Source organism: uncultured Alcanivorax sp., assembly GCF_947258575.1.
Taxonomy (GTDB): Bacteria; Pseudomonadota; Gammaproteobacteria; order Pseudomonadales; family Alcanivoracaceae; genus Alcanivorax.
This window is the reverse complement of record NZ_CAMYIV010000011.1, coordinates 176,190-190,332: the sequence shown is the minus strand read 5'-3', so window position 1 is coordinate 190,332 and position 14,143 is coordinate 176,190. Positions and strand designations below refer to the sequence as shown.

Annotated in this window: 12 protein-coding genes; 3 read left to right on the top strand and 9 right to left on the bottom strand. The window is 57.4% G+C overall.

What is annotated here, in order from left to right; translation table 11 throughout:
• Nucleotide 1 precedes the first annotated feature (1 nt).
• Complete coding sequence (locus Q0Y02_RS11975) at nt 2-1,891, top strand: hypothetical protein (RefSeq protein WP_297768570.1); 1,890 nt, start codon at nt 2-4, stop codon at nt 1,889-1,891.
• On the opposite strand, the gene trmH is transcribed toward Q0Y02_RS11975, so the two are convergent.
• The gene (gene trmH, locus Q0Y02_RS11970; RefSeq protein WP_297768567.1) at nt 1,845-2,546 is read right to left on the bottom strand and encodes a tRNA (guanosine(18)-2'-O)-methyltransferase TrmH; all 702 of its coding nucleotides are present in this window, start codon (nt 2,544-2,546) and stop codon (nt 1,845-1,847) included. The genes Q0Y02_RS11975 and trmH overlap by 47 nt on opposite strands.
• Before the next feature lie 309 nt (nt 2,547-2,855).
• On the opposite strand from trmH, the gene Q0Y02_RS11965 reads away from it, so the two are divergent.
• Nucleotides 2,856-4,064, top strand: coding sequence for a CaiB/BaiF CoA-transferase family protein (locus Q0Y02_RS11965; protein WP_297768563.1), 1,209 nt, complete (start codon nt 2,856-2,858; stop codon nt 4,062-4,064).
• Nucleotides 4,065-4,333: 269 nt separating this feature from the next.
• Here the strand turns inward: Q0Y02_RS11965 and Q0Y02_RS11960 are convergent, their stop codons facing one another.
• The gene (locus tag Q0Y02_RS11960; RefSeq protein WP_297768560.1) at nt 4,334-4,768 is read right to left on the bottom strand and encodes a group III truncated hemoglobin; all 435 of its coding nucleotides are present in this window, start codon (nt 4,766-4,768) and stop codon (nt 4,334-4,336) included.
• Between the two features lie 73 nt (nt 4,769-4,841).
• The gene (locus tag Q0Y02_RS11955) at nt 4,842-5,162 is read right to left on the bottom strand and encodes a DUF962 domain-containing protein (protein ID WP_297768557.1); all 321 of its coding nucleotides are present in this window, start codon (nt 5,160-5,162) and stop codon (nt 4,842-4,844) included.
• 294 nt (nt 5,163-5,456) lie between these two features.
• Between Q0Y02_RS11955 and Q0Y02_RS11950 the strand changes: the two genes are divergently transcribed.
• Nucleotides 5,457-6,707, top strand: coding sequence for a serine hydrolase domain-containing protein (locus Q0Y02_RS11950; RefSeq protein ID WP_297768555.1), 1,251 nt, complete (start codon nt 5,457-5,459; stop codon nt 6,705-6,707).
• On the opposite strand, the gene Q0Y02_RS11945 is transcribed toward Q0Y02_RS11950, so the two are convergent.
• The 6 genes from Q0Y02_RS11945 to alaC form a co-directional block, all read right to left on the bottom strand.
• Entirely contained in the window at nt 6,690-6,911 is a 222-nt protein-coding gene (locus Q0Y02_RS11945; protein WP_297769424.1) for a DUF3565 domain-containing protein, read from the bottom strand. The two genes, Q0Y02_RS11950 and Q0Y02_RS11945, sit on opposite strands and share 18 nt — an antisense overlap.
• Nucleotides 6,912-6,970: 59 nt before the next feature.
• Nucleotides 6,971-8,545: a BCCT family transporter gene (locus Q0Y02_RS11940; protein WP_297768553.1), complete on the bottom strand. Its 1,575-nt coding sequence runs from the start codon at nt 8,543-8,545 to the stop codon at nt 6,971-6,973.
• Between the two features lie 165 nt (nt 8,546-8,710).
• Entirely contained in the window at nt 8,711-9,847 is a 1,137-nt protein-coding gene (locus Q0Y02_RS11935) for a hypothetical protein (RefSeq protein ID WP_297768550.1), read from the bottom strand.
• A gap of 461 nt (nt 9,848-10,308) precedes the next feature.
• Entirely contained in the window at nt 10,309-11,391 is a 1,083-nt protein-coding gene (gene thrC, locus Q0Y02_RS11930) for a threonine synthase (RefSeq protein WP_297768547.1), read from the bottom strand.
• Between the two features lie 136 nt (nt 11,392-11,527).
• A complete protein-coding gene (locus tag Q0Y02_RS11925) occupies nt 11,528-12,829 on the bottom strand; it encodes a homoserine dehydrogenase (protein ID WP_297768545.1) in 1,302 nt (433 codons plus the stop codon).
• 88 nt (nt 12,830-12,917) lie between these two features.
• Nucleotides 12,918-14,108 carry an alanine transaminase gene (gene alaC, locus Q0Y02_RS11920; protein WP_297768543.1) on the bottom strand — a complete coding sequence of 397 codons (1,191 nt, stop codon included), beginning with the start codon at nt 14,106-14,108 and terminating at the stop codon, nt 12,918-12,920.
• Between the last annotated feature and the right edge of the window lie 35 nt (nt 14,109-14,143).

Below are 14,143 nucleotides of genomic sequence, written 5' to 3'. Positions count from 1 at the left end.
AATGACCGGCAGACAGGCATGGATCGGTCTCACCGCCCTACTTCTCACCCTGGTGAGCCCATCACAGGCACGGGAAATCTGGACCGAGGGCGTCCCCGATCCCTACTTTGAGCATTTCCTGGATTTCTACAAGGCGGACCCCAGCGCCATGGGCCGCTGGGCCTCAGGTCTGCGCAATATTTCCACCGACCAGCTGGATCGCACCCTCAAGGCCCTGGACACCACCCAGTTCACTTACCTCTACCCCATGGAGATGAAGGGCTTCGAGCTGGCGGAACATAACGGCATCCCCACCGAAGAGCTATCACTGATGGCCGTGCGCGCGGGCAAGCTGATCCCGATTCCCTTCCAGATTGACGAGTTCGACAAGACCGGCCTGATCTGGATTGAGGGTCACAATGATCACAAGCCGGAAGGTGAGCCCGGTATTTTTGATGATTTCGACGAGCTGGCCTTCATGTTCCGTGACGGCGGCTGGGACCGTTTCGATCCGCAGCAACATGCGCTGAAAGAAGGCCGCCTGCTGGAGGAAATCCGCCTGGACTCCCCCCGCAACCAGCCCCGCTACATTTACCTGGTGCGCAATAACAACGAACGCTCGCGGGCAGATTATGTGCAGGTGGATCTGGAAAGCGGCCGCATTGAAACCACGCTGATGCAAATGGACTACGACGCCAAGGATTTCACCCAGATCCGGGCCATGTCCCCCCGGCTAGGCCCGCACAAGGACGAGAATGTCATCGACAACATTTACGTCAACATCAGCACCGGTATTTTCAACCAGAACCTGCGCGTGGATCTGGATACCCGCAAAAACATCAAGGCCACCCCCATTGCCGTGAAGGACGGTGCAGTGAGGGCCTCAATCCTGGTCAAGGCGCGCATCTGGTACGCTTTTATGCCGACGTTTTTCAGCCAGAAATTCCAGGTGGATTTCTACGAACAGTCGGTCACCATTCCTTCCCGCTTTGCCATTGGCAGCGTCAAGGTACTGAAATTTTTCATGATGTTCCTGCGCGAACCCCGCATCCACTTTGCCATCGATTTTCACAATCTGGATGGAGCTCGCATCACCTATGATTCCGTCTATGGCAAGGGCCAATACGGCATCGTCGATGGTGAGATGAACGACTTCGAGCATACTCTCGGCGCGACTCGCTTACCCGGCGACTGGCTGCATATGGATTCCAACCAGGGCTGGGAAATGTTTTTCAGCAACCATATGCCGGTGGTGCCTGATGGTCTGTTCGATGCCTTTCTCAATGGCATGTCCATGAACATGTTCTACGAGGACGACAAGGCAAGCACCACCAAATACGAGCGCCACCCGGGTGCCACCCCGCGGCTGGGTTTTGAGAGTGAGGGCATGCCGCGCACGGTCATTGATCTGCTTGGCGCCATTCCCAAACTGGATTATCTGGACATGGACAGCCTTGGCGAAGCCATTCTGGCATTGGCGGATGCGGAGGAAGACGGTGCCTTTGACAAGTACGACGAGGTGGTCAACCAGCGATTGAGGGAACTGAAAAAGGAAGGCCGTTTTCCCACGATAGCCGCTCTCGCCGATGCCTTTCTGGCCGACCTTAACCGGATGAATTTTTCCGGTATCGCTCGCGATGATTTCAATAGCCTGATGCGCCAGGCCATACTGGACACCACCAAGCAGGTGGATCAGGTCCACCACGGCAAAGTGCTGCAGCGCATGGTGGCACTGGCCAAGGAACGGGACATCGATATCGCCCGACTACGCTACGCCACCATGGACAATACCCTGTGGTTCCCGGCCTGGGTGGGCGAAGGCGGTGCCGCCGATTTCCACTGGCAGGTCAGCCATGCACCCAGTGCTAAACCTCTGGGTCCGGTGAGTGCCTCCGTCGCAACAGTGCCGTAAGCGCGGCACTGTCTTTCACCTGCCCCTCGTCGTCCAGCGCGGGGTAGGGAACCCCCTCCGCATCACACAGGCGGGCAATTTTCTGGTGGCCCCAGCGGAACAGCAACTCCTGGTAACGGGCCGGATCAATACGCGGCTGGTCATAGTAGCCTTTGGCGCGGCGCTGCTCACAGGCTTCCGCCAGAATGATGGCCGCCGCGACGCTCACATTGAACGATTCCACCATGCCCATCATTGGGATGACCACATGCTGGTCCACCGCCGCCGCGGCTTCATCGCTGACGCCAAATTTTTCAGTGCCTAGCAGCAAAGCCGTGGGCCGGGTGTAATCCACTTCCCGATAGGGCACTGCGGTATCAGACAAATGCGCCGCCAACACCTGCACGCCCTGCCCCTGCAATTCACGAATCACACGGCTGCTCTCGTCACGCTTGTGCACCTGCACCCAGCGCTGGGAGCCCATGGCAGTGCCGGCGGCCATCCGCGCCCGGTTATTGGGCAAGATGGCATGCACATCGAGAATGCCCACCGCGTCGCAGGTGCGCACAATGGCGGCGATATTGTGGGGCTTGTGGACGCCATCCATGATCACGGTGAGATCAGGCTGGCGGCGGTCCAGGGTGTCGCAGATGCGACGATAGCGTTCCGGGGTCATGGGCTTTCCTTATAATAGGCTGCGGATTGTATAGCCTGCGGGCAGACAGGCAAAATCTCCGGTCGGACAACCGCCCGGTGGGAGCGGTCGTTCAACCGCGAATATCCACTCACAAGAAGCGAGGTACGAGTTGCGAAAGGCCACCGGGTTTTGCAATTCGAAACTCGTACCTCGTTGCTCGCTCTGATCTTTCCCTACCCCCGGGGAAACTGACCCCAGACAATCGGTTTCGAGCATTTCAGGCACTGCCACTGCGCAACCCAATCCGCTAGGCTTGTGGCCCAGCTAACCGCAACCTACGGAGACCCCATGCCCGAGACCTCATCCCGCCGCCTTCCCCTGGACGGTGTCCGTGTTATCGAGCTGGGCCAGCTGCTGGCTGGCCCCTTTACCGGCACCCTGCTGGCCTATTTCGGTGCCGATGTGGTGAAGGTGGAACCTCCCGGCGGCGACCCCATACGCGGTTGGCGCAAACTGGATGAAGATGGCACCTCCTACTGGTGGCGTAGCCTGGGGCGCAACAAGAAGTCGGTGACCCTGGATCTGAAATCCGATCAGGGCAAGGCGTTGGTCCGCAAGCTGATGGGCAACGCCGACGTGGTGATCGAGAACTTCCGCCCCGGCACCATGGAAAACTGGGGCCTGGGCCCGGACAGCTTCGCTGAGGACAACCCGGGGCTGATCTACACTCGCATCTCCGGTTATGGCCAGACCGGCCCCTATGCCAGCAAGCCCGGCTATGCGTCGGTCTGTGAGGGCATTGGCGGGCTGCGTTATGTAAACGGGTTCCCCGGCGAGCGCCCGGTTCGCCCCAACCTGTCCCTGGGCGACACCATTGCCGGCCTGCACGCGGCCCTGGGGATTCTGCTGGCCCTGTTTGAGCGGCAAAAGAGCAACAAGGGCCAGGTGGTGGACGTGGCCCTGTATGAATCTGTCTTCAACCTGCTGGAGGGCGTGATCCCGGAATTCGATGGTGCCGGAGTGATCCGTGAACCGGCGGGCTCCACTGTCACCGGCATCGTCCCCACCAATACCTACCGCTGTGCCGACGGCAAGTTCGTGGTGATCGGCGGCAATGGCGATTCCATCTTCAAACGCCTGATGACCACCGCCGGCCGCCCGGATATGGCAGACAACCCGGCCATGGCCAGTAACGCCGGGCGGGTGGAACACGAGGCAGAGATCGACACCGCCCTGGACAGCTGGTGTCGCAGTCTGCCCAGCGAGGAAGTACTGACTCTGCTGGAAAAGGCCCGGGTCCCGTCGGGCCCCATCTACTCCGTGGCCGACATGTTCAACGATCCCCACTTCCAGGCCCGCGGCCTGTTCCAACAGGTGGAAATCAACGGCAAGCCCCTCAAGGTGCCCGCCATCACTCCTCGACTCGCCGACACCCCTGGCGAAACCCGCTGGCCGGGTGGCGAGGTGGGCAGCCATAACGACGTGGTATTGCGTGAAGAGCTGGGGCTCAGTGACGAGGAGTTTGCGGCGTTAAAGGCGGAAGGAGTGATCGGGTAGGAGAGCAGTTGAAAGTGTAAAGTTCAAAGTTGAAACACGGTGACGGCCTTCCCTAACAACAAGGGCGAAGGCCGCGTTCAGACGCTTTCAGGAAAAACGAATGTAGGAGCGCCGCTTGAGGCGCGAACAGCCACAGTGATTCGCGCCTCAAGCGGCGCTCCTACAGTGGCTTCGTAGAAAAATTTCACCTGTAATGAAGCGCGGCCACCCTGCTCTCCGGTTGGCAACGCACATCAACCGCGTTGCAACTTTCAACTTGAAACTTGCAACTATTCCCCTCGCCTTTTGCTCAGCTGCGCATACAGATTATCCATCACCCGAAAGGCAATATGCCGCGCCCGGTCCGTATAGGGCCCGGCAAAACGGCCGTCGAGATTGTTCATGAAATGCTGCAGCCAGCGCTCATGGTGCTCGCCGGTCAGGGACTGCTTGTCATCCAGTGCGCGATGCTTTGCCATCATGTGGCGCCGGTAGTCACTCTCACCCAGCAGCATCTTGTACCAGTACTGACAGATTGTTGGCAGGTGCTTTTCCAGATCGATAGCGGCCACGTCCAGAAACAGCGGCGCCATTACCGGGTCATCCAGTAACCGGCGATAAAAGCCATGCACCATGGCATCAATATTTTCCCGGCAATCCAGATCGGGAAGCTCGCTCTCATCGTGTCTGTGATTTCCAGGCTGAAAATACTGAACTGCGGTCATTACTTCGCTTCGTGCTGGCAGGCAACAGGCTTCACGCTCGGTAAGCGTGAAGCCTGTTGCGTGGTGCGGTTATTCACCAATCAATACGACGAGTGAGGATGTCTTTGTACATGACAAAGTCACCCATCAGGCTGTACCAGGGATGCTGGAAGGTGGCGGGACGGTTCTTTTCGAAAAAGTAGTGGCCTACCCAGGCAAAACCATACCCCACCACCGGCAACGCAAACAGCCACCAGGCACTCAACACCCCGGCAATGATGGTTGCCAGCAAGAGCAGTAGTAGCGTGGTCCCGACCACATGCAGGCGGCGGCAGGTGGGGTTACCGTGCTCCTGCAGGTAATACGGATAGAATTCGGCGAAACTCTGAAAATCGGACTGCTTGATGGTATTCACGTAACCTCCTGAAAAATGCCGCTGTTATTATGAATGTAGGGGCACCTTGATCATTCAAGGCGCGGGACACAAAGTCTTGTAACCTGCGGCTGTCATACGCGGTTAGCTGACAGTGTAACGCAGCCCCACCGGCCGGTCCGGCCAAAATATTGTGATTTGGCGCCATCATGATGGCACGGGCGACCATTGCAGGGGAGCCTTCTGCGTGGACAATGTCGTCCATTCACAATAAACACTATATTGATACTTATCCCGTCATTTCGGGTCCGGCACGACTTGTTACCAGAGACTTTTATGGCCTTACGTCCTCGCATCAACCGCCTGCTCAGCAAACATGGCACTCCCATACCCCGCAGCCTGGACGGCCTGGTCCGTCAGGGGCAGGAAGCGCCGCCGGAAAAAACCGGTATGGGCTCTGAACAGGTGGACGCCATCTGGCGGGCCACCCGCAAGCTCTACCGGAGCGGCATGAGCCCGGCCATCAGTCTGTGCCTGCGTCGCCACGGCGAAATTATGCTGGATCGCAGCATCGGCTATGCGGACCCGGAGCATCAGCGAATCATGACGCCGGACACCCCGGTCTGCCTGTTTTCCGCCTCCAAGGCGGTATCCGCCATGCTAGTCCATCATCTGGTGGAAACCGGCGAATTGGACCTGGACGACCCGGTTACTCGCTACCTGCCCAAGTACGGCCAGAACGGCAAGGGACGCACCACCATTCGCCACCTGCTGACCCATCAGGCCGGCATTCCCCGCCCGCCCGCTCAGGTGGAGCCGGACATCCTGTACCGCCCCCAGGAGATCATTGATCTACTTTGCGAGGCGAAACCCAGTGGCCTCAACACCCAGGCCTACCACGCCATCACCGCCGGCTTTATCCTCGGCGCCATTGTCGAAGCGGTTACCGGCGAAGATCTCAATGCCACCCTGGACCGGGTGATCCGCCAGCCCATGGGCATGAAATACTTCACCTTTGGACAGACCGGCGCTGAGCGCGCCCGGGATGTCTCTACCGGCGTTCCCATGAAACTGGTCGACCTGTTCCTGACCTACGCGGTGGGCGGCAGCATCGATGAGGTGGTGGAAGTGACCAATGATGACCGCTTTCAGGACATCATCGTGCCGGCGGGCAATCTCTACGCCACCGCCGAGGAAGCCAGCCGTTTCTTCCAGATGCTGCTCAACGGTGGCCACTACAACGGCCAGCAAATCTTCAAGCCGGAAACAGTGGCCGGTGCTCTTCAACCTGCTTACCATCGGCCTCGTATCGACCGCACGCTGGTTCTTCCACTGAATTTTTCTAACGGCTTTATGCTCGGCAATAGGGGGATGAGTCTATATGGACCGGGGGCACCTCAGGCTTATGGGCACTTGGGCTTCATAAGCATCTACTGCTGGGCGGACCCGCAACGGGCACTGAGTGGCGCTCTGCTGACCACCGGCAAGGGCTTGATTGGTCCCCATCTGCCCGCATTGTTCGGGCTTCAGCATACGATTAACCGCCACACACGTTTACGCGAGGGGACCTCACCAATCACTGCCTGAAGGGATCGGCATGCCCCGCTGGCACTGGGTACAGGTAACTACCATCCCCAGATGCCGTGCCCGTCCGGCCTCACTGGTAACCCAGGGACGGTTCATGAACGGAGGCTGATGGCGAACATGCTGGCGATGACCGCATGACAGCAGCATCACCCAATCCAGGTGCTCATCCTGCGTAAAACCGGTAACCGTGGCCTGCCAGGTCATGATATCACCCAAAAAAATGCCCGCTGATGCGGGCATTTTTTCTTTCCTGACTGTGACAATCAAGTGGCCTTTAGAGACTTGAGCCGCTTACTCTCTGCGGAGAGCCCCATGTAGAGGCTGACGCACATCAGCAATAGCACAAACGTAAAGGGCAACCCTGTCGCCACAGAGCCAGACTGCAAGGCTTTCAGCGCTTCCTTACCCCCGCCGTAAAGCAGAGCACCGGCAATAACACCTTCCATCACGGCCCAAAATACACGCTGGGGTACAGGTGCATCCAGCTTGCCGCCAGCGGTAATGGAGTCAATCACCAATGACCCGGAATCCGAAGAGGTCACAAAGAAGACCAGCACCAACGTGATCGCCAAGAAGGAAATGATGCCGGACCACGGCAGGTTCTCCAGCATCTGGAAAAATGCCAGGGACACATCACCAATGCCATTGGACAATTCGCCCACGCCATTCACCGCTTGATCCAGACCGGTGCCACCAAAGGTCGACATCCAGATAATGGTGATAACGGTTGGGACGAGCAGAACAGCGGTAATGAACTCCCGTACAGTGCGGCCTTTGGAAATACGCGCAATGAACATGCCGACAAACGGAGACCAGGAAATCCACCACGCCCAGTAAAACACCGTCCAACCGTGGAACCAGGTGTCATCCTCACGGCCAATCCAGTTACTCAGCGGAATGATATTGGACACGTAATCAATTGCTGTTGTACCAAACCCGGTAATGATCAGCATGGTTGGGCCAGCAACAATCACAAAGAACAACAGGAACAGCGCCAACGTCATATTGATGTTACTGAGAAGTTTGACGCCGCCGTCAAGCCCTCGCATCACGGAGATCACCGCAATGGAGGTGACACCGAAGATAACCGCAAGCTGCATATTGATTGCGTTTGGCGTATCGAACAGGAAGTGCAAGCCACCGGAAGCCTGTTGGGCACCCAAGCCAAGAGACGTTGCCAGACCAAAAATGGTGGCAACGACGGCAAGCGTATCAATGATATGACCTGGCCAGCCCCAGCAACGCTCACCCAGAATAGGATAAAAGGCGGAGCGGATCGTCAGCGGCATACCCTTGTTATAGGCAAAAAAGGCCAATGAAAGCGCTACCACCGCATAAATGGACCATGGGTGAAGCCCCCAGTGGTACATGGTTGCGCCCATAGCGAGATGCTTGGCTTCTTCAGTATTGGGCGCCACGCTCAGCGGCGTGCCATACCAATCGGTGTAGTAGGCCACCGGCTCCGCCACACTCCAGAACATCAAGCCAATACCCATGCCCGCGGCAAACAGCATCGCGAACCAGGAAAGAGTGGAAAATTCCGGCTTGGCTTTCTGCCCGCCCAACCGAATTTTACCGGTGGGCATCACGGCCAGAGCGATGCAGAACAATACAAAAATATTGCCGCTGACCATGAACAACCAGTCGAAATGCTCGATAGCCCACGCTTTGGCGCCATTGAGCATACTGTTGGCCGCTTCCGGGAATGCCAGAGTGCCAACCACAAAAGTAATAATCAGTAAGGCACTGATAAAGAAAACCGGATTGTGCAGGTCCATCCCCATGACCTGCACATTATCCTGGCCGACATCATAGTCGGTCTCGTAATCAATACTCATCTTAGCTCCGTTATCCGTCTTGCTTTAGGGTGCGCAGTGGATGCCGCAACTTACAGCCAGTCGGTCCGGACGATGTCGGGATCGCTTCCCCGAAACATGCACTCCTCAAAACGCACTTCATCATCTGAACCCGAGTAGGCGGCCCCGCAGGGCCGCTACCGGCAATCAGAAATAAAAATCAAACGACGCGTAGACTGCACGGAAGTCTGCTTCGTAAATATCACCGTTACGATCCACGTCACCATCAGACCACAGGTACTCCAGGTACAGCCAGCCTGGTCCGTACTTGTAGCTGACGCCGGGCGCATAGAATTCCACATCATCGGCGTCGTTACCGCGGGTATCAGTGCTCGCCACACCCGCATCCAGATAATAGCTCCAGCGATTCTGGTTATAGATCAGCTGAGCCATGTGCACCTGGGTTTTCACCTCTTCATCGGCGGGTGCCGTGCCACCGAGCAAAAACGCATCCATACCGCCAAAGTCCCGCTCTGCATCAATGAACTGATAGCGGGCAGTGAAGTCATTCATGTTGAAGGTGTAATGCAAATTTACCGATTGATGATCACCCTCATCATCCCGTGCCTTGGCAACGGCAGCCGTCAGGTCCTGTAGACGCCCCTTCTGATAAGAGGCCCCTACAGTATGGCCTTCCATAAAATTCCAATCGCCATTGACGACACCGGTCTTGATCTTCCGGTAAGTCGTTGCGCTGCCCCAGTGACCATTGTCATCTACGGTGTCGGTGCTGGTTTCACCCCAGTCATCCTGGTGATAATAGGCCACGTCATAGTCGAAGGCATTCAAGGAAGAGCTAAGCTTGAAGCCCACATCCATCTGATCGCCATAACCACCCAACACCCCTTCACCGGGCCAGAAATTGACGGTTTTCCAGCCAAATGGCACCTGGCTTTTACCCACGGTCAGCAGGGTGTCGTCATCAAATTCGTAACCGATCCATGCCTTGTGCATGGTGAAGGTATCGCCGGAATTGTTGTTCGAGGTATCGGTGAACCCGCCAGTACCGAGACGCCCCTCTGCACTGAAACGCCAGGGACCATGGGAGCCATCATCATCGGCGTAGAGGATCAATGCCGGGTCGGCAAAGTTACCACCAGTGGTGTTGTCCAGATCCTCATCAAAGGCGGACGATGCACCGGTAAAATCGGAATCAGTGACATATTGATAGACCCACCAGACACCGGCACTCAGTTCGGCACCGGCGTGGGCGTTTAGGGGAATGGACGCAGCAAGCAAACAACTCAGATAGCCAGTGCGCTTTGCAAAAGCACGCTTATTCATCTAACGCTCCCTTCTCTGATTTTCTTTACAGACTAAATATTGACCAAGTAAAGTCAAATCACAGCGTGACACCTGTTGTGTTGAAACAAAGGTATTTGCGGATGTTGTAATGACAATACATGGAGAGGAGTGGCCGCACAGGGCCAGGAGATGGGCGAGTAATCAGCCCGGAAAAGACACGATAAAGGTAGGCGGTTTCAGTAATCTCGACACGGAGTCGCGGTTCCCTTTCTTCCCAAAAAGAAAAAGTATCCTAACATATTCTGGCCAGGGATTTTTTCCTGCCACCAAAACAAATGAAAAATTTCAGGCCAATTCCTTTGTTGACGTTTTATTCACTAAGCGAATAAATAAAAAGAGGCGGATGGGATTCACCTTGCGATCGCAGCGCCCACAGCGCAGCAGGCAGATAAAAAAACGGAGCGCTATGCGCTCCGTTTTTTGTCGACCGGTATAACAGATCAGGACATATTGGACAGGATGGCGCCTTTCACCGCATCCAGGTCCGCATCGATGGTGACCATGCGGCTATCTTGGCACTGGGCGATAGCGGTGTCCGGGTCTTTCAGACCGTTACCGGTGAGGGTGCAGACGATGGTAGAACCTTCCGGAATCTTGCCGGCCTTGATGTCGCGCATGGCGCCACCCAGGGAAGCCGCAGAGGCTGGTTCACAGAAGATACCTTCCTTCTCGGCCAGCAACTTCTGGGCAGCCAGAATCTCCTGGTCGGTCAGTTCGTCGAACCAGCCGCCGGACTCTTCCTGCAGAGCCCAGGCCTTGTCCCAGGATTGCGGGTTACCGATACGGATCGCCGTGGCCACGGTTTCCGGGTCTTTCACCGGTCCGCCACGCATGAAGGGGGCAGCCCCTTCTGCCTGATAACCCACCATCTTCGGTGCACTGTTTACCACACCGGCCTTCTTGTATTCGCTGTAGCCCATCCAGTGAGCAGAGATATTGCCCGCATTCCCCACTGGCAAGCAGTGGAAGTCCGGGGCACGGCCCAGCTCTTCGACAATTTCAAATGCAGCAGACTTCTGGCCCTGCAGACGATAGGGGTTCACAGAGTTCACGATGGTCACCGGCGCCTTTTCCGCCACCTGCTTGACCAGCTCCATGCCCTGATCGAAGTTGCCACGGATCTGCATGATCACCGCACCATACATCATCGCCTGGGCCAGCTTGCCCATGGCAATTTTGCCTTCCGGGATCAGCACAAAAGCGGTGATGCCAGCACGGGCCGCGTAGGCCGCGGCAGCCGCAGAGGTATTACCGGTGGAGGCGCAGATGATGGCATTGCTACCCTCTTCCACCGCCTTGGTCACCGCCATGGTCATGCCCCGGTCCTTGAAGGAGCCGGTGGGGTTCAGGCCTTCGTATTTGACGTAGATATCCACGTCCTTGCCCAGCATTTTGGGGATGTTCTTCAGGCGAATCAGGGGCGTATTCCCTTCACCCAGGCTGATGATGGGCGTGTCATCATTCACCGGCAGGTGGTCGCGGTAACGGTTGATCAAGCCGGTGTAACGGTCACGAAAAGGCATGGTGTTGGTCTCTGCTGCTAGTGCAAAGCCATTGAGGCAGGCTCTGCTGTTCTTGAATTTGGTCGCTTTAGTCGGCGCATCAGACGCCAGATGCTTGTCGCCGGACGCTGAAAACCTGGCGTCCGGCCGCGTGGCATCAAGCGTCCAGCGTTTCCACCCGGATGCGCATTATATCGCTATCCACGGTATCAAGGGCACCGATCTTGGCCAACGCCAGGTTCATGTCACCCTCGCGGACTTCGTGGGTCATCATCACGATGGGCACCAGCCCCTGATCCACTTCCCGCTGTATCATGGCATCAATGCTGACATTGTTGTCACTGAGGATGCGGGTCACGTCTGCCAGCACGCCTTTCTTGTCCTGCACATGCAGGCGCAGGTAGAAACAGCAGGACACATCGTCGATGGTCAGGATCGGCTCATCGGACATGTGGTCAGTGTGGAAGCCCAGGTATGGCACCCGCTCGTCGTGGTCCACGGTGAGGGCGCGGCCCAGCTCGATGATATCGGCCACCACCGCTGACGCGGTGGGCTCGGCGCCGGCACCGGCGCCGTAGAACATGGTCGGGCCCACGGCATCACCGTGGATCATCACCGCATTCATCACCCCGTTGACCGCCGACAACATGGTTTCCTTGGGCACCAGGGTCGGATGCACACGCAGTTCGATGCCCTTGCCGGTGTCCTTGGCGATACCAAGATGCTTGATGCGGTAACCGAAGTGAGCGGCGCTGGCCACGTCTTCAGTGGTGATGCGGCTGATCCCCTCGGTGTAGACCTGGGAGAACTGCAGCGGAATACCGAAGGCGATGGACGCCAGAATGGTCAGTTTGTGGGCCGCATCGATGCCTTCCACATCGAAGGTGGGGTCCGCTTCCGCGTAACCCAGCTGCTGGGCTTCGTCCAGCACATCCTCGAAAGCACGGCCGCCCTCTTCCATCTCGGTGAGGATAAAGTTGCCGGTACCATTGATGATGCCCGCCAGCCAGTTGATGTGGTTGGCCGCCAGCCCCTCGCCCAGGGACTTGAGGATGGGAATCCCGCCGGCTACGGAGGCTTCAAAGGCCACATCCACGCCGTTGTCCTGGGCCGCCTGGAAGATCTCGTTGCCGTGCTCGGCGATCAGCGCCTTGTTGGCGGTGACAATATGTTTGCCGTTCTTGATGGCGGTAAGCACCAGCTCGCGGGCGGTATCAATGCCACCGATCAGCTCCACCAGGATATCGATATCCGGGTCCGTGGCCACGGCGAAAATATCCCGGGACAGGCGAATACCCTGGGTATCGCAGGCGGGGTTGTCCCGGCGCGCACCAATGTGGGTAATTTCAATCGGACGTCCCACGCGGCGGGCAATATCCCGCGCATTGCGCTTGAGAACGTTGACGGTGCCTGAGCCCACAGTGCCCAGACCAGCAATACCCACCTTCACCGAATCCACAGCCTATCCTCGTTTCATTTATCAGTGTGTTGAAAAGCCCTGTCGCAACTTTTCACGCTACCCTTGCGACCTGCCGCAAAGGCAAAAGTCAGCCCAGCAGGCCGTCCTGGCGGAACATCTTCTTGATGCCGCGGATGGCCTGCCGGGTCCGTTGTTCGTTTTCGATCAACCCGAACCGCACGTGGTCGTCACCGTAATCACCAAAGCCGATGCCCGGAGACACCGCTACACCGGCATCGGTGAGCAGTTTTTTGGAAAACTCCAGCGACCCCATCTCCCGGTATGGCTCGGGAATTTCCGCCCAGACGAACATGGTGGCACGGGGTCTTTCCACCTGCCAACCGATCTCCGCCAGGCCGTCCACCAGCACATCCCTTCGTTTTCGGTACATCTCGCAGATGTCGGCCACGCAGGTCTGATCCCCTTCCAGGGCAGCGATGGCGGCCACCTGAATCGGGGTAAAGGTACCGTAATCCATATAGGACTTGATACGTGCCAGGGCATGAATCAAGTCCTTGTTGCCACAGCAGAAGCCCACCCGCCAGCCGGGCATGTTATAGCTCTTGGACAGGGAGAAGAACTCTACCGCCACCTCTTTTGCCCCCTCCACCTCCAGGATGGAAGGCGCTTTGTAACCATCAAAGACGATATCCGCATAGGCAAGATCGTGAACCACCCAGATCTGGTGTTCACGGGCAATGGCCACCACCTTCTCGAAGAACTCCAGGTCGACGCACTGGCCAGTGGGATTACCCGGGAAATTAAGCACCAGCATTTTCGGCTTGGGCCAGGATTCCTTGATGGCCCGCTCCAGCTCCACGAAAAAATCCACCCCTTTCACCATGGGCACGTGGCGGATGTCCGCATTGGAGATCACAAAACCGTAGGGGTGGATCGGGTAACTGGGGTTGGGCACCAGTACCGTATCCCCGGGGCCCATGGTGGCCAGCGCCAGGTGTGCCAGGCCTTCCTTGGAGCCGATGGTGACAATGGCTTCGGATTCCGGGTCCAGATCTACGTCATAGCGGCGCTGGTACCAGTCGGCAATCGCCTTGCGCAGGCGCGGAATGCCTCGGGACTGGGAATAACGGTGGGTGTCCCCCCGCTGCACGGTCTCAGTGAGCTTGTCGATAATGTGCTTCGGGGTGGGCTGATCCGGATTGCCCATGCCGAAATCGATGATGTCCTCACCCCGCGCCCGCGCAGCCTTCTTCAAATCGCCAACGATATTGAAGACATAGGGCGGCAGACGACGAATGCGCTGGAAATCTGTTTCCACGACAGCACCTTGGGTGAGGGAAAAATGAAGGCGGA

What these genes read in the sequence shown, in the direction of transcription:
- Q0Y02_RS11945 (WP_297769424.1), bottom strand. Translation starts at nt 6,911, where the DNA reads ATGACCTGGCAGGCCACGGTTACCGGTTTTACGCAGGATGAGCACCTG.
- Q0Y02_RS11950 (WP_297768555.1), top strand. Translation starts at nt 5,457, where the DNA reads ATGGCCTTACGTCCTCGCATCAACCGCCTGCTCAGCAAACATGGCACT.
- Q0Y02_RS11960 (WP_297768560.1), bottom strand. Translation starts at nt 4,768, where the DNA reads ATGACCGCAGTTCAGTATTTTCAGCCTGGAAATCACAGACACGATGAG.
- trmH (WP_297768567.1), bottom strand. Translation starts at nt 2,546, where the DNA reads ATGACCCCGGAACGCTATCGTCGCATCTGCGACACCCTGGACCGCCGC.
- Q0Y02_RS11940 (WP_297768553.1), bottom strand. Translation starts at nt 8,545, where the DNA reads ATGAGTATTGATTACGAGACCGACTATGATGTCGGCCAGGATAATGTG.
- thrC (WP_297768547.1), bottom strand. Translation starts at nt 11,391, where the DNA reads ATGCCTTTTCGTGACCGTTACACCGGCTTGATCAACCGTTACCGCGAC.
- Q0Y02_RS11935 (WP_297768550.1), bottom strand. Translation starts at nt 9,847, where the DNA reads ATGAATAAGCGTGCTTTTGCAAAGCGCACTGGCTATCTGAGTTGTTTG.
- Q0Y02_RS11975 (WP_297768570.1), top strand. Translation starts at nt 2, where the DNA reads ATGACCGGCAGACAGGCATGGATCGGTCTCACCGCCCTACTTCTCACC.
- Q0Y02_RS11965 (WP_297768563.1), top strand. Translation starts at nt 2,856, where the DNA reads ATGCCCGAGACCTCATCCCGCCGCCTTCCCCTGGACGGTGTCCGTGTT.